Source organism: Streptomyces sp. NPDC090083, from assembly GCF_044747445.1.
Classification (GTDB): Bacteria; Actinomycetota; Actinomycetes; order Streptomycetales; family Streptomycetaceae; genus Streptomyces.
Genome location: NZ_JBIVED010000002.1, coordinates 688,615 through 704,983 on the forward strand (window position 1 = coordinate 688,615; position 16,369 = coordinate 704,983).

Consider the following 16,369-nt stretch of genomic DNA (forward strand, 5'->3'; position numbering starts at 1 on the left):
CTTCCGTACTGGTCACGGCGTCTCCCGGGGGCGAGGGTGCCCCTTTCCCGTCCCCGCCCGCATGGTGGACGCGGGAGCCGCACCGGCGGGCCCGCCCGGTAGGCTGACCGGCGGGCCGTGACTGGCGCGCTGGGATGGGACCGACCATCGGGGAGCGGCCCGAGCTGCAATGTGTGCCGTGCGCCTGGGCCGTACCGTGAACGCCGAACGCCACGTCCGGAGGTCCCCATGCCCGACAACGCCGCGCCCCTCTCCAACGAGTCCACCGCCTTCCGCGCCGCCCTCGACGTGATCCGCGCCGTCGAGCCCCGCGTCGCCGACGCCATCGGTCAGGAAGTCGCCGACCAGCGCGAGATGCTCAAGCTGATCGCCTCCGAGAACTACGCCTCCCCGGCCACCCTCCTGGCCATGGGCAACTGGTTCAGCGACAAGTACGCCGAGGGCACCATCGGCCGCCGCTTCTACGCCGGCTGTCGCAACGTCGACACCGTCGAGGCCCTCGCCGCCGAGCACGCGCGCGAACTCTTCGGCGCCCGCCACGCCTACGTCCAGCCGCACTCCGGCATCGACGCCAACCTCGTCGCCTTCTGGTCGGTCCTCGCCGACCGGGTCGAGGCCCCCGCCCTCGCGAAGGCCGGGGTCCGCCAGGTCAACGACCTCTCCGACGCCGACTGGGCCGAACTCCGCCAGGCCTTCGGCAACCAGCGCATGCTCGGTATGTCCCTGGACGCCGGCGGTCACCTCACCCACGGCTTCCGCCCGAACATCTCCGGCAAGATGTTCGACCAGCGCTCCTACGGCACCGACCCGGTCACCGGCCTCATCGACTACGACGCCCTGCGCGCCTCCGCCCGTGAGTTCAAGCCGCTGATCATCGTCGGCGGCTACTCCGCCTACCCGCGTCTCGTGAACTTCCGCGTCATGCGCGAGATCGCCGACGAGGTCGGGGCGACCCTGATGGTGGACATGGCGCACTTCGCCGGCCTGGTCGCGGGCAAGGTGCTGACCGGTGACTTCGACCCGGTCCCGCACGCCCAGATCGTCACCACCACCACCCACAAGTCGCTGCGCGGCCCGCGCGGCGGCATGGTCCTGTGCGACGACTCCCTCAAGGACCAGGTCGACCGCGGCTGCCCGATGGTCCTCGGCGGCCCGCTCGCGCACGTGATGGGCGCGAAGGCCGTCGCCCTCGCCGAGGCCAGGCAGCCCTCCTTCCAGGACTACGCCCAGCGCATCGTCGACAACTCCCGCGCGCTGGCCGACGGCCTGATGCGCCGCGGCGCCACCCTCGTCACCGGCGGCACCGACAACCACCTCAACCTGATCGACGTCGCCTCCTCCTACGGCCTCACCGGCCGCCAGGCCGAGGCCGCCCTGCTCGACTCGGGCATCGTCACCAACCGCAACGCCATCCCGGCCGACCCCAACGGCGCCTGGTACACCTCGGGCATCCGGATCGGCACGCCCGCGCTGACCACCCGCGGTCTGGGCACCGCCGAGATGGACGAGGTCGCGGGTCTCATCGACCGCGTCCTCACCACCACGGAGCCCGGCACCACCAGCAAGGGCGCACCCTCCAAGGCGCAGCACGTCCTCGACCCGAAGATCGCGGACGAGATCTCCCACCGCGCCACCGACCTCGTCGCCGGCTTCCCGCTCTACCCGGAGATCGACCTCGGCTGACGGCCGCCACCCGCCCTGACAGCCGCCACACGCCCGCTGTCGCGTTGTCAGAGACCGGCGACTCTCACAGATCGATGAGCTCCTGTCGTGGTTCCCCGCGCGGCGGTCCGGCCTCACGCCGGGCCGCCGCGCGGCGTGTCAGCAGCGTGCCGCCCACCCCGAAGGCCACGCCCGCCGCCGCCCACCACACGGGTCCGGCGGGTCCCGTCCATCCGGCGCCGGCCCCGTTCGCCGGGCCCGAGCCGCCGGCTTCGCCGAGCGACCCCGCTCGCTCCCACTGGGCGAAGACCGTGCGCGGCGCCCGATGCCAGCGGATGTCGTCGTCCGCCACCTCCGGCGCCGGATCCGTCCGCACCCACGGTGTGCCGTCCGAGGCCACGAACAACTGGTCCTCCCGCTCCACCGCCACGTCACCGCCCGGCGCACGATGGGTCAGGGGCCAGCCCCCGACGCCGGTCAGCCCCCACACCACGGTGATCCGCACCGCCGGATACCGGCCCGCCTCCCACGCGTCCGACACCTGCTCCGTCCCCGTGTACGTCGGCTGCAGCAACGCCCACAGGCGCGCGAACGACGACTGCCCGGACCGCCAGGTCTCCGTCCGGCCGGTGCCGCCCGACACGACCAACGCCAGATCCGGGATGTCCCGTGTCGGGTCCTGCGCCTGAACGATCCCGGTGGCCGGGGTCCGAGCCGTGACCTTCGCCCGGCCCGCCTCCACGGCCTGGACCGGGGCCGGCCCGGCCAGGGTCATCACCACAGGCCCCGCCACAAGACCAAGACACAGGCCCCGTAACCTCGTTCGTCCCCACCCGCGTGCCATCCGTCCCCCTCCGTCCGCCCGGCGCGCATGGACGATGCGGCCCGCCTCCCGCGTTCTCCCCCTCTTGTTACACCGCCGGAGCCCCATCGGGTCCCACCTGTTTCCGACCAGTTCCGGACCGGGCCCCAACACCTGAGAGAATGGTGAGCATGGCTTCTGACCGCCCACCCGTCGCCGACGACCGCCCTCAAACGGGGCGCTCCGCGCCGCTGCCCCCCTTCCGAGTGCTCTCCGGGATCCAGCCCACCGCAGGCTCGTTCCATCTCGGCAACTACCTCGGCGCCGTCCGCCAGTGGGTGGCTCTGCAGGAGTCGCACGACGCGTTCTACATGGTCGTCGACCTGCACGCGATCACGGTCCCGCAGGACCCGGCGGACCTCCGCGCCAACACCCGGCTCGCCGTCGCGCAGCTGCTGGCCGCCGGACTCGACCCGGAGCGCTGCACGCTCTTCGTGCAGAGCCATGTCCCCGAGCACGCCCAGCTCGCCTGGGTCATGAACTGCCTGACCGGCTTCGGTGAGGCGTCCCGGATGACCCAGTTCAAGGACAAGTCGGCCAAGCAGGGCGCCGACCGTGCCAGCGTCGGCCTGTTCACGTACCCGATCCTCCAGGTCGCCGACATCCTGCTGTACCAGGCGCACGAGGTCCCGGTCGGCGAGGACCAGCGCCAGCACATCGAGCTGACCCGCGACCTCGCCGAGCGCTTCAACGGCCGCTACGGCGAGACCTTCACGATCCCGAAGCCGTACATCCTGAAGGAGACGGCGAAGATCTACGACCTTCAGGACCCGTCGATCAAGATGAGCAAGTCGGCGTCCACCCCGAAGGGCCTCATCAACCTCCTCGACGACCCGAAGGCGACCGCCAAGAAGGTCAAGAGCGCGGTGACGGACACGGACACCGTGATCCGCTACGACGTGGTCGAGAAGCCGGGCGTCAGCAACCTGCTCACCATCCAGTCCACCCTCACCGGCACGTCGGTCGCCGAGCTGGAGCGGGAGTACGAGGGCAAGATGTACGGCGCGCTCAAGACGGACCTCGCCGAGATCATGGTCGAGTTCGTGACGCCCTTCAGGGAGCGCACCCAGCAGTATCTGGACGACCCGGAGACGCTCGACGCGATCCTCGCCAAGGGCGCGGAGAAGGCGCGCGCCGTCGCGGCCGAGACCCTCGCCCAGGCGTACGAACGGGTCGGCTTCCTGCCCGCCAAGCACTGAGGCGTACGACCGCACCGAAGTACCACTGGACAGAGCGCTGCACATCACTACGGTTGCGCCTGCCCACAACCCGGTCGTGGCCGTACAGTCGATAGCCGGGTGGCCGCGCGCGCGGCCACCGCAGCTCACCGTCAGCACCACCTACAGGACGACAGGAGACGACGTGGGGACCGTAACGATCGGTGTGTCGATCGCGGTCCCGGAGCCTCACGGCAGCCTGCTCCAGGAGCGGCGCGCGGGCTTCGGCGACGCCGCTGCGCACGGCATCCCCACGCACGTCACGCTGTTGCCGCCGACCGAGGTGGACGCCTCGCAGCTGCCCGCGGTCGAGGCCCATCTCGTCGAGGTGGCCGCCGCCGGGCGCCCCTTCCCGATGCGGCTGTCCGGCACCGGCACCTTCCGGCCGCTGTCGCCGGTCGTCTACGTCCAGGTCGTCGAAGGCGCCGCGGCCTGCGGCTGGCTGCAGAAGCAGATCCGCGACGCCTCCGGGCCGATGGCGCGCGAGCTGCACTTCCCGTACCACCCGCACGTCACCGTGGCGCACGGCATCGACGAGGCGCTGATGGACCGCGCCTTCGAGGCTCTCGCCGACTACCGCGCGGAGTGGCCGTGCACCGGCTTCGCGCTCTACGAGCAGGGCGCCGACGGCGTCTGGCGCAAGCTCCGTGAGTTCGTCTTCGGGGGAGCCGTCGTGCCGCCCCAGGCGGCCCGCACCGAGCGCGGCACGATCCCCAGTCACCCGTAGCGCGGTCCCCGGCCGCCGCTCTCACACCGGGAGGCGTCGGAACAGCGCCCGCGGCAGGTGGCGCAGCGCCGCCATCACCACGCGCAGCACGCCGGGCACCCAGACCGTCTCCGAGCGTCGGCGCAGGCCCAGTTCGATGGCCGTGGCGACGGCTCCGGGGGTCGTCGCGAGCAGTGTCTCCTCCCGGCCGGCCGTCATCCTCGACCGCACGAACCCCGGTCGTACGACCATGACGTGCACGCCCGTGCCGTGCAGCGCGTCGCCGAGCCCCTGGGTGAAGGTGTCCAGGCCGGCCTTGCTGGAGCCGTAGATGAAGTCCGCGCGGCGGGCCCTTTCGCCCGCGACGGAGGAGAGCACCACCAGCGAGCCGTGTCCCTGGGTCTGCAGGGCCCGCGCGCTGACCAGACCGGCCGACACGGCACCGAGGTAGTTGGTCCGCGCCACGTGCACGGCGGCGGCCGGTTCGCGCTCGTCCCGCGCCTGGTCGCCGAGGATCCCGAAGGCGAGCAGCACCATGTCGACGTCGCCCTCCGCGAAGACCTTGCCGAGCACCACCTCGTGGGAGTCGGGGTCGAGCGCGTCGAAGGCGACGGTGTGGACGGCGGCCCCCAGGGCACGCAGTTCCGAGGCGGCCGTCTCCAGGGCGGGCGACGGACGGCCCGCCAGCCACACCGTGCGGGTGCTGCGGGCGATCATCCGGCGGGCGGTGGCCAACGCGATCTCGGACGTACCACCGAGGACGAGCAGGGACTGGGGGAGACCGAAAGCGTCCTTCACGACAGCTCCTAGGGGTTTGGTTCGACGAGGGGTCCGGGCCGGTAGGGGACGGGAGCGGCGTCGATATGGTGTCGGCAGCCCTACCTGTGACCGTATCGTCCTCTTATGGGCGATACGCCGTGCGCCGTCGACGCCCTCCCCGAGATGGGTGATTAGTCGGATGTCGCTCACTATTTGCGGAGTTCGGGCAAGTCGTGCGGTCCTTGCGCGTTCTTGGGGTACTCGCACACTGGTCCTCCGCGAGGGAGGTCGTATTCAGGTCATGGACTGAGGGCAGAATCGGATCATGGACTGGCTGAAGAAGCTCCCCGTCATCGGGCCGCTGGTGGCGCGCCTGATGCTCACGCACGCGTGGCGGTCGTACGAGCGGCTGGACCGGGTGAAGTGGGCGCAACTGGCCGCCGCCATGACGTTCATCAGCTTCATCGCGCTGTTCCCGCTGCTGACCGTGGCCGCCGCGATCGCCGCCGCGACCCTCAGCACCGACCAGCAGCACGACCTGCAGAACAAGATCGCCGAACAGGTCCCCGGCATCTCCGACCAGCTCGACATCGGTGCCCTGGTCGACAACGCGGGCACCATCGGCCTCATCGCCGGTGCCGTCCTGCTGTTCACCGGCATCGGCTGGGTCGGCTCGATGCGGGAGTGCCTGCGCGCGGTGTGGGAGCTGCCCGACCGCGACGAGAACCCCCTCCTGCGCAAGCTCATCGACACCGGAGTGCTGCTCGGGCTCGGCGGCGCCGTCCTCGCGACGATCGCCATCTCGACCGTCGCCTCCGCCCTGGTCGACTGGATCAGCCGCGAAATGGGCCTGGTGGAGGGCGGCTGGGGCGGGATCCTGCTGCGCATCGCCGCGTTCGCCGTAGCCGTGTTCGTCGACTTCCTGCTGCTGCTGTACGTCCTGACCCTGCTGCCCGGCGTCGAACCGCCGCGCCGCCGGCTCTCCGTGGCCGCGCTGATCGGCGCGGTCGGCTTCGAACTGCTCAAGCTGCTGCTGAGCGGCTACATCCAGGGCGTCGCCGCGAAGAGCATGTACGGCGCGTTCGGCGTCCCCGTGGCGCTGCTGCTGTGGATCAACTTCACCTCGAAGCTGGTCCTGTTCTGCGCCGCCTGGACGGCGACGCCGAGCAAGGACGACCCCGAGGACGACGCCTACGACCCCGCCGACGAGACCGAGAACCCCAAGGTCAGGGACGACGGCGCCGCACCAGGTCCGGCAGCGGCCAGCGCCGGTTGACCAAGAAGACACCGGCCGCGAGCAGCACCAGCAGCCCGCCGGTGACGGCCAGCGCGATCCCGATGCCGCTCGACCCCCCGTCCTCCGAGGCCGCCGCCGAGACCGGCCCGCTCGCGGCCGGCTTCGCCGACGTGTCCCCGCCCGCCTCCCCGGAGGCCGTCGCGCCCGGCTGCGCGCTCGCCTGCGGGACGTTCTTCGGCGGGACCAGCTCACCCACCGGCTCGACCTTCCCGTCCGCCTGGAAGCCCCAGTCGAGGATCTTCGCGGCCTCCTTGTAGACCTCGTTGTGCTCGTTCTTCTCCGGGTTCATGACGGTCACCAGGAGCACCTTGCCGCCGCGTTCGGCGACGCCGGTGAAGGTCGCGCCCGCGTTGGTGGTGTTGCCGTTCTTGACGCCCGCGATGCCCGGGTATACGGAGACGTCCGAGTCGCCGCTCAGCAGCCGGTTGGTGTTGCGGATGTCGAAGGTCCCGCGGACCGACTTGCCCTTCTTCTTCGTCGTCTCGCCCGGGAACTTCGCGCTCACCGTGGAGCAGTACTCCCGGAAGTCCTTCTTCTGCAGCCCGGAGCGGGCGAAGAGCGTCAGGTCGTACGCCGACGACACCTGCCCCGGCTCGTCGTAGCCGTCCGGTGTCACCACGTGCGTGTCCAGCGCCTGGAGGTCCTGGGCGTGCGTGTTCATGTCGGCGACGGTCTTGTCGACGCCCCCGTACATGTGCGACAGGACGTGCACCGCGTCGTTCCCGGAGCGCAGGAAGACGCCGAGCCACAGGTCGTGGACCGTGTAGCTCTCGCCCTCCTTTATCGGCACCACGCTGGAACCGGCGCCCATGCCGGCCAGGTCGGACGGGACCACCTTGTGCTCGGTCGCCTTCGGGAACTTCGGCAGCACGGTGTCCGCGAACAGCATCTTCAGGGTGCTCGCCGGAGGCAGCCGCCAATGGGCGTTGTGCGCGGCGAGCACCGCGCCGGACTCGGCGTCGCTCACGATCCACGACCGCGCGGTCACGTCCTTCGGCAGCACCGGGACCCCGGACGTCAGATTGACCTGCGTCCCCGCCAGGCCGAGGCGGGCGCCGCCCACCGACGACATGTTCGCCGGGGGAGTGGCTGTCGGGGTCGGGGTCGGACTCGGGGCCGCCAGGGCGACGGGCGCGGTCAGCGCGAGGGACGACAGGGCGGCGGAGAGCACCAGCAGGGGTCGCCTGATGGTCTGCAGCGGAGCGGGCACGGACGAGAACGTACATGCCGGGGGACCCGAAGTCCCGTCACCCGCCCCACCCCGGACACGGGCCCCCGGGGACGACGGCGATACTGGACGCATGAAGCTCAGCCGCCCCGTCTCCTGGTTCCTGCTCGCCTTCGGGGTGTGGAGTTGGGTCATCTGGGTCACTTTCATCAAAAACCTGGTCAAAGACAGCAGTGGACTGGCCTTCGACGACGGCCGCCCGACGGCGTACTTCTGGGTGCACCTGACGCTGGCCATCGTGTCCTTCGTATGGGGGACGGTCATCGGGGGCCTCGGGTTGCGTGGACTGCGCGCACTGCGCCGCACCTCATAAAGAAGTGGCCGTTCTCGTGATCGTGCTCGTGGCGCTGGTCGCCGTCGCCGTCCTCGGCGGACTCCACTGGTACGTCTGGCGCCGCCTCGTCCGCGACACCACGCGCGCGTGGGGCCCGGCCCGCGTCACCGGCACCGCGGTGCTCGTCGCCGGCCCGGTGCTGATGATCGCCGCCCTGGCCGCCGAGCGCGGCGGCGCGCCCTTCTGGCTCCAGCAGACCCTGGGCTGGCCCGGTTTCCTGTGGATGGCCCTGGCGATCTACCTGCTGCTGGCCGTCCTCGCGGGAGAGGTCCTGCGGCCGCTGCTGCGCCGGTTCCTCGAACGGCGCGGCGGGCAGTCCGGAACGACCGTGACGGCTGCGGAACCGCAGGCCCCCTCCGAAGCGGCCCCGGAAACGCCGCGGAACGCCCCCTCCCGCCGCCTCTTCGTCTCCCGTGTCGTCGGAGGCGCTGCCGCCGCCGCGGCCGTCGGGACGGTCGGATACGGCACGTACGGCGTGCTGCGCGGGCCGAGCGTCAAGCGGGTCACCGTGCCCCTGGCCAAACTGCCGCGGTCCGCGCACGGGTTCAGGATCGCCGTCGTCAGCGACATCCACCTGGGGCCGCTCCTGGGGAGGGGTTTCGCGCAGAAGGTCGTCGACACGATCAACGCGACCCAGCCCGACCTGATCGCCGTGGTCGGTGACCTGGTCGACGGCAGCGTCAAGAACCTGGGGCCCGCGGCGGCACCCCTGGCCGGGCTGAAGGCCCGTCACGGGAGCTACTTCGTCACGGGCAACCACGAGTACTTCTCCGGCGCCGAACAATGGCTGGAAGAAGTCCGCACGCTCGGGATCCACCCCCTGGAGAACGCCCGCACCGAACTGGCCGGATTCGACCTCGCCGGGGTCAACGACCTCCAGGGCGAGAGCGAGGGCCAGGGCCCCGACTTCGGGAAGGCGCTCGGCGATCGGGACACCACGCGCGCGTGCGTGCTGCTCGCGCATCAGCCGGTGCAGATCCACGAGGCCGTCAGGCACGGCGTCGACCTCCAGCTCTCCGGGCACACCCACGGCGGCCAGCTGTGGCCCGGCAACTTCATCGCGGCGGCGGCCAATCCGACCGTCGCGGGCCTGGAGCGTTACGGCGACACCGAGTTGTACGTCAGCCGGGGCGCGGGTGCCTGGGGACCGCCCACGCGCGTGGGGGCGCCTTCGGACATCACCGTCGTCCAACTGGCCTCGAAACAGGCTTAGTTGACGCTGCCGGAGGATGCCGGCTCACGGCCGGCGCGCCGGCTGGGGGCCGGCTGGGAACCGGCTGTGAAACGGGCATTTAACACCCCTCGGTAAGTTCTTTCTCATCTCGCCAGAACCCTCTTCCCCCGGATGAAACTCCTGTGGTTAGGTGATCCGCGCCACTAGGGGAGTGGCGTATGTGAGGGGCCCGGGAGGGCCCTTGGGAGGGCACACCGATGCGGTCGGTTCGCATGCGGATTCTCGCGATGCTGCTGGTTCTCGCGGCCGTGGGAGTCGGGGGCTGGCAGTTGCTGCCGTCGGACGGGAGCAAGGACAGGACGATCACGGTCGGCACGACGGACGCGGTCACGTCCCTCGACCCGGCCGCCGCCTACGACGCCGGTTCCTGGGCGTTGTACAGCAACGTCTTCCAGTCGCTGATGACGTTCGACTCCGGGGGCACGACCCCCGTCCCGGACGCGGCCAGGAGCTGCGGCTTCGTGGGCGGCGGGCTGAGGACGTACCGCTGCGAGGTGCGTTCGGGGCTCACCTTCCCGAGCGGGCGCGCGATGACCGCCGAGGACGTGAAGTTCTCCTTCGACCGGGTCAAGAAGATCAACGCGGACGTGGGTCCGGCGTCGCTGCTCTCCACGCTCGGCTCGGTCGACGCCTCCGGGATGACGGTCACCTTCCATCTGTCGTCCCCGGACGCCACCTTCCCGTTCAAGGTGGCCACCGGCGCGGGCGCGATCGTCGACAGCACCAAGTACCCGAAGGACGCCCCGCGCAACGGCTACCAGGTCGACGGCACCGGGCCGTACACCCTGTCCGCGTACACGAAGGACAAGAAGGCGGTCCTCGCGCCGAACAGCCACTACAAGGGGGCCGTCAGCACCACCGGGAGCCCGATCGAGCTGCGCTACTACGCCGACTCGGACGCGCTGCAGAAGGCGTACCAGGAGAAGCAGGTCCAGGTCGCCACCCGGCAGCTGCCCCCGAAGATGCTCTCCGGGCTCTCGGCGAGCGATCCCGACCAGCGCGTGTCGGAGGCGGACAGCTCCGAGACCCGCAACCTGTACCTCAACACCCGTCAGGGCACGCCCCTGCACAACGTCCTCGTGCGGCGGGCCATGGCCTGGCTCGTCGACCGCGAACAGCTGGCCGCCACGGTGTACGACGGCACGGTCGACCCGCTGTACTCGCTGATCCCCACCGGGATCGTCGGCCACACGACGTCGTTCTTCGACGACTACCCCTCGCAGAACGCCGAGAAGGCGAAGGCACTCCTCGAAGAGGCCGGCGTCTCCGTCCCGGTCCACTTCACCTACGGCTACGGCATCGGGCACGGCGCGGGCAAGGAGGAGGCCGCCGAGCTGAAGAAGCAGCTGGAGGCGAGCGGGCTCTTCAAGGTGGACGTCAAGGGCTACGAGTGGACCGACTTCCAGAAGCGCTGGGCGACCGGCAAGCTGGACGCGTACGCCGTCGGCTGGGTCGCCGACTACCCCGACCCGGACACCTTCGGCTCCCCGCTCGTCGGCACCGGGTCGACCATGAACACCGGCTACAGCAACAAGATCGTCGACCAGCTCATCCTCAGCAGCCAGAAGTTCGCCGACCGCAGCCGCGTCGACGACGACTTCCGCGACCTGCAGTCGGACGTGGCCGCCGACGTGCCGCTGATCCCGCTGTGGCAGCGCAAGGAGTACGTCGTGAGCAGTGAGGACGTCGGCGGCATCTCCTACCTCACGGACGGCACCGGCGTGTTCCGGCTGTGGGCGCTGGACTGGATCTGAGGCCGTCGCCCGCCCTCGCGCGTGCTCCCGCTCCGTTGACCTTCGTTCGATCTTTCGTCCGAGTGACGCCGGACGGCCGACGCACGCAGCACCATGTGACGGAGGCGTGCGCGGGGTGAGGAGCCGACGTGGTCAGACGCAACTCCTTCCGGCTGCCCCGGCACCCGGCTTCCGTGGGTCTGGCCCGGCGCCGGGTCCGGGACCATCTGGCCGACTGGGGGCACCGGAGCGATGATCCGGCGCTCCTGGACGCGGTGCTGCTCGTGTCGGAGCTGGCGACCAACGTCGTACGCCACGGGCCGCTCCTGGAGCGGGAGTTCGAGGTGGCGGTGACGGCCCTGGCGGACGGCTCCTGCCTCATAGAGGTGTCGGACGCGGGCCGGGCCGAGCCCCGCCTGCGGGACGTGACGGCCCTGGAGGAGGCCGGCCGCGGCCTCCACCTCGTGGAGGGCATAGCGGCAGCCTGGGGCGTCTGGAGCCGCGGCGCCCACGGCAAGACCGTCTGGGCCCTGGTCCAGCCCGGCACCACCTGACGACCGCGCCCTCCTACGACGGCACGGGCGTCCGCGTCGGCAGGGTCACCGTCACCGCGAGCCCCTCGCCCGGCGCCGTCCGCACCGCCACGTCGCCGCCGTGCGCCTGGACGACACCCTGCACGATCGCGAGCCCCAGACCGCTGCCCGCGCCGCCGCCCGCCCGGAAGAAGCGGTCGAAGATGCGGGCCGCGTCGTCCTCGCACAGCCCCGGTCCCTGGTCCGCGACACACAAGCGCACGACGCCGTCCTCGCGTTCGAGACCGAGCCGCACGGGCACGTCGGCGGGGGTGTGGGTGCGGACGTTGGTCACCAGGTTGCCCAGGATCTGGCGCAGCCCCGACTCGTCGGCGCGGACCAGGAGGGAGCCGTCGGCGCCGACCGTGACGGGGCGCTCCGGCTGCTGCACGCGCAGGTCCTCGGCGGCGTCGCGCACCAGGCGGCTCAGATCGACGCTGCGGAAGCGCAGTTCGGGCCGCTGGTCCAGGCGGGCCAGCATGAGGAGTTCGTCGACGAGACGGCCCATGCGGTCCGCCTCCGCGTTCATCCGGTCCCAGGCGCGCTTGCGCTCGTCGGGCTCGGTCAGCATGCCCTTGTCGTACAGCTGGAGGTAGCCGCGGATCGCCGACAGCGGGGTCCGCAGCTCGTGCGAGGCGTCCGCCACGAAGCGGCGCAGCTGGGCCGCCGTACGCTCGCGCGTGCGGTACGCCGACTCCACCTGGTGGAGCATGGAGTTGAGGGCGACCCGCAGCTGCTCGACCTCCTGCGTCGGATGGTGGCTGGAGGGCACGCGGCGGGTCAGATCGCCCTCTGCTATCGCCGTCGAGGTCTCGACCATGTCCTCCAGGGGCCGCATCCGGCGGCGCACGTTCATCATGGTCAGCGCGGCGAGCAGCACGAGCAGGAGGCTGCCGAAGGCGAGGTCCAGCTTGAGGGCCTTGGCCATCGCGTGGTGGAGGCCTCCGGTGGAGGCGGCGATCAGGATGTACGTGCCGTCGGCGAGCCGGGTCCCGACCGCGCGGTACGGGGCGTCGCCCAGGGAGATGTCCCGCGGTGTGCCGTCGGCGGCCAGCGCGGCCGGGTCGCTGAAGAGGGCGGCGAGCGCCCGCTGGTCGGCGGTCGGGGCGAAGCCCGCGATGGTGAGCACCGTGCCGTGGGCGTCGACCGCCGCGAACACCTTGTCCGGGTTCGCCGAGGCGGCGTTCCGCTGGGGCATCAGCTGGTCGCCGAGGCCGGACAGGGTGCTCAGCATGTTGAGCTGGTCCATGGTGAGCTGCGAACCGCCCAGCGAGTCACGGGACTTGGTCAGCTCGGTGTCGACCTGGGCGAGCAGGTAGTGCCGCATGCCCATGAGGCTGACGGCGGTGGCCATGACGATGCCGAGGGCCAGCAGCACGAGGTTCGCCAGCGTCAGCTTGGCGCGCAGGGAGTGCGCGCCGCGCTCGCAGTTCGGCAGGCGGATGTTCATGCCAGGCCGTATCCGACGCCCCGCCGTGTGGTGATCACGGGCGGTCCCAGCGTCTCCAGCTTGCGCCGCAGATAGCTGATGTAGGTCTCCACGACGGTCGACTCCGGCGGGGTGTGCTCGTACTGCCAGACGTGGCGCAGGAGCTGCTCCTTGGGCACGACCCGGCCGCCGTTGCGCACCAGGAAGCGCAGCAGGGCGTACTCGGTGGGGGTCAGCTCGACCGAGTTGCCCGCGCGGTGGACCGAGTACGTCGTCTCGTCCAGCTCCAGGTCGCCGTAGCGCAGGGGCGGGCGCTGGGGGAGGACGTCGGCGGGGCGGGTGCGGCGCAGGACGGCGGTGATGCGGGCGACGACCACGTCGATGTCGAAGGGCTTGGTGATGTAGTCGTCGCCGAAGCCGAGGGCGCCGACTATCTCGGCCGGCGCGTCCCGCGCGGTGAGGAAGACCAGCGCCAGGTCGGGCCTGCGGGCGCGCAGTTCGTGTCCCAGGGCGCGGCCGTCGCCGTCCGGGAGCATCACGTCGAGCAGGGCGCAGTCGGGGCGGGTGCGCTCGGCGAGGGCGAGCGCCTCGCGCACGGTGCCCGCGACCATCACCTCGAAGCGGTGGTAGCGCAGCGCGATGGCCAGGACGTCCGCGATGCTCGGTTCGTCCTCCACCACCAGCACGGTTCCTGGAGCCGTCATGCCCCCAGTATCGGCCGCGGCACCGACAGCCGGGCCGGTTCGGTCTTTGGAGTTCCTTGAGAGTCATGGCCGATACGTGTCCACGCGTGCGTGCCGCCGCCAATTCTGTAGCCCAGGACCTGGGGGACCATCCGACCGATCGACCGAGTCAACTCGGTTACGAATAAGGAGCGTTGAGCGTGGCGGCATTGGCACGGTGGTGCTATCGGCACCGGCTGGTGGTCCTGTTGCTGTGGGTGGGGGCGTTGTTCGGCCTGGGCCTGTCGGCCTCGACGGCGGGGACGGACTACGCGAACGTCTTCTCCCTTCCGGACACGGACTCCAAGAGCGCGTACGACCAGATGGCGAAGGCCTTCCCGAACACCTCGGGCGACACCGACACGGTCGTCTGGAAGGTCGACTCGGGTTCGGTGAAGGACCCGTCCGTACGGTCCCGGATCCAGCCCGCGCTCGACAGGATCGCCGGCATGAAGGGCGTCGGTGGAGTCACCGGCCCCTACACCGGCGCCCGGGGCGCGGGTCAGATCAGTGCCGACGGGACGATCGCGTACGCGCAGATCACCTTCGCCGACCAGGCGAACGCCGTCCCCAAGGACCTCGTCCAGAAGGTCGTGGACACCGCCCAGGACGCCGGACGCAAGGGCCTCCAGGTCGAACTGGGCGGCCAGGCCGTCCAGCGCGTGGAGGAGCCGCCCGGCGGCATCGCCGAGGGTGTCGGCATCCTCGCGGCGGCCATCGTCCTGTTCCTGGCCTTCGGCTCGTTCTACGCGGCCCTGCTCCCGATCGGCGTCGCGGTCTTCGGCGTCGGCACGGGCCTGTTCTCCACCCAGCTCCTCAGCCACACCACCGACATCCCCGACCTGGCCCCGCTGCTGGCCACGCTGATCGGCCTGGGCGTCGGCATCGACTACGCCCTGTTCATCGTCACCCGGCACCGACGCGGCCTCCAGCGCGGCCTCGATCCGGAGGAGTCGGCGGTCATCGCCCTCAACACCTCGGGACGCGCGGTGCTGTTCGCGGGCGGCACGGTGTGCATCGCGCTCGCCGGGATGCTGGTGACGAACCTGCGCTTCCTGGACGGCGTGGTCATCGGCACCTCGCTCACGGTGGTCCTGAGCGTGCTCGCGGCCACGACGCTGCTGCCCGCCCTGCTCGGCTTCCTGGGCGTCCGCGTGCTCAGCCGCAAGCAGCGCCGCAGGCTGGCCGTGAACGGGACCGAGCCGGAGCGCACCGACAACCTCGCGGTCCGCTGGTCGGCCGCCGTGCAGAAGCGCCCGCGCCGGATCGCCGTGCTGGCGCTCGTCGTCATGGCCGCCCTCGCCTTCCCCGTCCTGTCGCTGCGCCTCGGCGCCACCGACCAGGGCAACGACGACTCCTCGACGACCACCCGGCAGGCGTACGACCTCCTTGCCGACGGTTTCGGCCCCGGCTTCAACGGCCCTCTCCAGGTGGTCACGTCGAGCGGTGACACGACCACCCTGGTCAAGGACATCCAGGCGACCGAGGACGTGGCCCAGGTCGCCGCGCTGCCGCCCGCGCACGGTGTGACGGTGATCCAGGTCGTCCCGAAGACCTCACCGCAGTCGCAGCAGACGGACGACCTGATCGACACCCTGCGCGACAAGGTCATACCCGGGGCCGGTGCGACCGGTCACGTGGGCGGTGTGACAGCGATCTCCAAGGACTTCGCGACCGTCACGGGAGACCGCCTCCCGCTCTTCGTCGCGACGATCATCGGCCTGAGTTTCCTGCTCCTCCTGCTGGCCTTCCGCTCGCTGGTGGTCCCGCTGACGGCCGCCCTGATGAACCTCGTCGCGGCGGCGGCCTCCTTCGGTGTGCTGGTGGCGATCTTCCAGTGGGGCTGGGGCCTGGACATGCTGGGCCTCGGCAAGGAGGGCCCGATCAACGCCTTCCTGCCGGTCATCATGCTGTCCCTGCTGTTCGGCCTCTCCATGGACTACCAGGTGTTCCTGGTGAGCCGGATGCACGAGGAGTGGGTCCACACCAAGGACAACGCCCGCGCGGTCCGCGTCGGCCTCGCGGAGACCAGCCGGGTCATCAACAGCGCGGCCCTGATCATGGTCTGCGTCTTCCTGGCCTTCGTCCTGAGCGGCAACTCCGGTGCCGCGACGGCGGGCGTCGGCCTGGCCGCCGCGGTCGCCCTCGACGCCTTCATCCTGCGTACGGCCCTGGTGCCGGCCGCGATGCACCTCCTGGGCGCGTCCAACTGGTGGCTGCCCGGCTGGCTGGACAAGGCGCTGCCGCACCTCGCCGTGGAACCCGCAGAGGAGCCCGTACAGGCCGCTCCCGAGGGCCCGGCGTCGGCCGTCCACGGTTTCGTCCGGACGGCCGAGGGCGAGCCCCTGGAGGGCGCGGCGGTGACCCTGCTGTCGGCGGGCGGACGTCAGCTGGACCGCGTCGAATCCCTGGCGGACGGCTCGTACATCGTGTCGGTGCCGGCCCCGGGGGCCTATCTCCTGGCGACGACGGCCGCCTCGTACGGCTCGATCGTCCGCCATGTGACGGTGACGGACGGTCCGCTGATCCACGACGTGGAGCTCGCGGAGGGCGAGGTGGACGCCGTCAACTGAGCGCCGGAGGGAGCCTGTCGGAGGTGCGGGCAGGCTCCCCG

At 71.1% G+C, this 16,369-nt stretch carries 14 protein-coding genes and 1 riboswitch; of the genes, 9 read left to right on the plus strand and 5 right to left on the minus strand.

Annotation, left to right across the window (positions count from 1 at the left end; translation table 11 throughout):
- The first annotated feature begins 107 nt into the window (after positions 1-107).
- Positions 108-197: riboswitch (ZMP/ZTP riboswitch) on the plus strand.
- Positions 198-228: 31 nt separating this feature from the next.
- The gene (locus ACIPTO_RS08880) at positions 229-1,683 is read left to right on the plus strand and encodes a glycine hydroxymethyltransferase (protein ID WP_401190329.1); all 1,455 of its coding nucleotides are present in this window, start codon (positions 229-231) and stop codon (positions 1,681-1,683) included.
- Between the two features lie 64 nt (positions 1,684-1,747).
- Here the strand turns inward: ACIPTO_RS08880 and ACIPTO_RS08885 are convergent, their stop codons facing one another.
- A complete protein-coding gene (locus ACIPTO_RS08885) occupies positions 1,748-2,437 on the minus strand; it encodes a hypothetical protein (RefSeq protein ID WP_401190331.1) in 690 nt (229 codons plus the stop codon).
- A 293-nt stretch (positions 2,438-2,730) separates the two neighbouring features.
- Here ACIPTO_RS08885 and trpS point away from each other — a divergent pair, with 293 nt between their 5' ends.
- Both trpS and ACIPTO_RS08895 read left to right on the plus strand, forming a co-directional pair.
- Entirely contained in the window at positions 2,731-3,723 is a 993-nt protein-coding gene (gene trpS / locus ACIPTO_RS08890) for a tryptophan--tRNA ligase (protein ID WP_366317092.1), read from the plus strand.
- Between the two features lie 163 nt (positions 3,724-3,886).
- On the plus strand, positions 3,887-4,468 hold the full coding sequence (locus ACIPTO_RS08895; protein ID WP_401190333.1) for a 2'-5' RNA ligase family protein: 582 nt from the start codon (positions 3,887-3,889) through the stop codon (positions 4,466-4,468).
- A 21-nt stretch (positions 4,469-4,489) separates the two neighbouring features.
- On the opposite strand, the gene ACIPTO_RS08900 is transcribed toward ACIPTO_RS08895, so the two are convergent.
- Positions 4,490-5,245 (minus strand): decaprenylphospho-beta-D-erythro-pentofuranosid-2-ulose 2-reductase, encoded by a 756-nt coding sequence (locus ACIPTO_RS08900; protein ID WP_401190335.1) that lies wholly within the window; start codon positions 5,243-5,245, stop codon positions 4,490-4,492.
- A 286-nt stretch (positions 5,246-5,531) separates the two neighbouring features.
- Here ACIPTO_RS08900 and ACIPTO_RS08905 point away from each other — a divergent pair, with 286 nt between their 5' ends.
- On the plus strand, positions 5,532-6,482 hold the full coding sequence (locus ACIPTO_RS08905) for a YihY/virulence factor BrkB family protein (RefSeq protein WP_401190337.1): 951 nt from the start codon (positions 5,532-5,534) through the stop codon (positions 6,480-6,482).
- On the opposite strand, the gene ACIPTO_RS08910 is transcribed toward ACIPTO_RS08905, so the two are convergent.
- A complete protein-coding gene (locus ACIPTO_RS08910; protein WP_401190339.1) occupies positions 6,433-7,713 on the minus strand; it encodes a D-alanyl-D-alanine carboxypeptidase family protein in 1,281 nt (426 codons plus the stop codon). The two genes, ACIPTO_RS08905 and ACIPTO_RS08910, sit on opposite strands and share 50 nt — an antisense overlap.
- Positions 7,714-7,804: 91 nt before the next feature.
- On the opposite strand from ACIPTO_RS08910, the gene ACIPTO_RS08915 reads away from it, so the two are divergent.
- The 4 genes from ACIPTO_RS08915 to ACIPTO_RS08930 all read left to right on the plus strand — a co-directional run bounded on the left by ACIPTO_RS08915 (position 7,805) and on the right by ACIPTO_RS08930 (position 11,586).
- The gene (locus tag ACIPTO_RS08915) at positions 7,805-8,044 is read left to right on the plus strand and encodes an SCO4848 family membrane protein (RefSeq protein ID WP_366316310.1); all 240 of its coding nucleotides are present in this window, start codon (positions 7,805-7,807) and stop codon (positions 8,042-8,044) included.
- A gap of 4 nt (positions 8,045-8,048) precedes the next feature.
- On the plus strand, positions 8,049-9,278 hold the full coding sequence (locus tag ACIPTO_RS08920) for a metallophosphoesterase (RefSeq protein WP_401190341.1): 1,230 nt from the start codon (positions 8,049-8,051) through the stop codon (positions 9,276-9,278).
- A 218-nt stretch (positions 9,279-9,496) separates the two neighbouring features.
- Positions 9,497-11,053 (plus strand): ABC transporter substrate-binding protein, encoded by a 1,557-nt coding sequence (locus ACIPTO_RS08925; RefSeq protein ID WP_401190343.1) that lies wholly within the window; start codon positions 9,497-9,499, stop codon positions 11,051-11,053.
- A gap of 128 nt (positions 11,054-11,181) precedes the next feature.
- Positions 11,182-11,586: an ATP-binding protein gene (locus ACIPTO_RS08930; RefSeq protein ID WP_366316305.1), complete on the plus strand. Its 405-nt coding sequence runs from the start codon at positions 11,182-11,184 to the stop codon at positions 11,584-11,586.
- Between the two features lie 13 nt (positions 11,587-11,599).
- Here the strand turns inward: ACIPTO_RS08930 and ACIPTO_RS08935 are convergent, their stop codons facing one another.
- On the minus strand, positions 11,600-13,054 hold the full coding sequence (locus ACIPTO_RS08935; RefSeq protein ID WP_401190345.1) for a sensor histidine kinase: 1,455 nt from the start codon (positions 13,052-13,054) through the stop codon (positions 11,600-11,602).
- Positions 13,051-13,737 carry a response regulator transcription factor gene (locus ACIPTO_RS08940; protein ID WP_328829533.1) on the minus strand — a complete coding sequence of 229 codons (687 nt, stop codon included), beginning with the start codon at positions 13,735-13,737 and terminating at the stop codon, positions 13,051-13,053. The genes ACIPTO_RS08935 and ACIPTO_RS08940 overlap by 4 nt, the downstream gene beginning before the upstream one ends.
- A gap of 188 nt (positions 13,738-13,925) precedes the next feature.
- Here ACIPTO_RS08940 and ACIPTO_RS08945 point away from each other — a divergent pair, with 188 nt between their 5' ends.
- Positions 13,926-16,328 (plus strand): MMPL family transporter, encoded by a 2,403-nt coding sequence (locus ACIPTO_RS08945; protein WP_366317090.1) that lies wholly within the window; start codon positions 13,926-13,928, stop codon positions 16,326-16,328.
- The last annotated feature ends 41 nt before the right edge of the window (positions 16,329-16,369 follow it).

Excerpts from the sequence above, each read along its gene's own strand:
- ACIPTO_RS08885 (WP_401190331.1), bottom strand. The coding sequence starts at position 2,437 with ATGACCCTGGCCGGGCCGGCCCCGGTCCAGGCCGTGGAGGCGGGCCGG.
- ACIPTO_RS08940 (WP_328829533.1), bottom strand. The coding sequence starts at position 13,737 with ATGACGGCTCCAGGAACCGTGCTGGTGGTGGAGGACGAACCGAGCATC.
- ACIPTO_RS08880 (WP_401190329.1), top strand. The coding sequence starts at position 229 with ATGCCCGACAACGCCGCGCCCCTCTCCAACGAGTCCACCGCCTTCCGC.
- ACIPTO_RS08925 (WP_401190343.1), top strand. The coding sequence starts at position 9,497 with ATGCGGTCGGTTCGCATGCGGATTCTCGCGATGCTGCTGGTTCTCGCG.
- ACIPTO_RS08915 (WP_366316310.1), top strand. The coding sequence starts at position 7,805 with ATGAAGCTCAGCCGCCCCGTCTCCTGGTTCCTGCTCGCCTTCGGGGTG.
- ACIPTO_RS08935 (WP_401190345.1), bottom strand. The coding sequence starts at position 13,054 with ATGAACATCCGCCTGCCGAACTGCGAGCGCGGCGCGCACTCCCTGCGC.
- ACIPTO_RS08905 (WP_401190337.1), top strand. The coding sequence starts at position 5,532 with ATGGACTGGCTGAAGAAGCTCCCCGTCATCGGGCCGCTGGTGGCGCGC.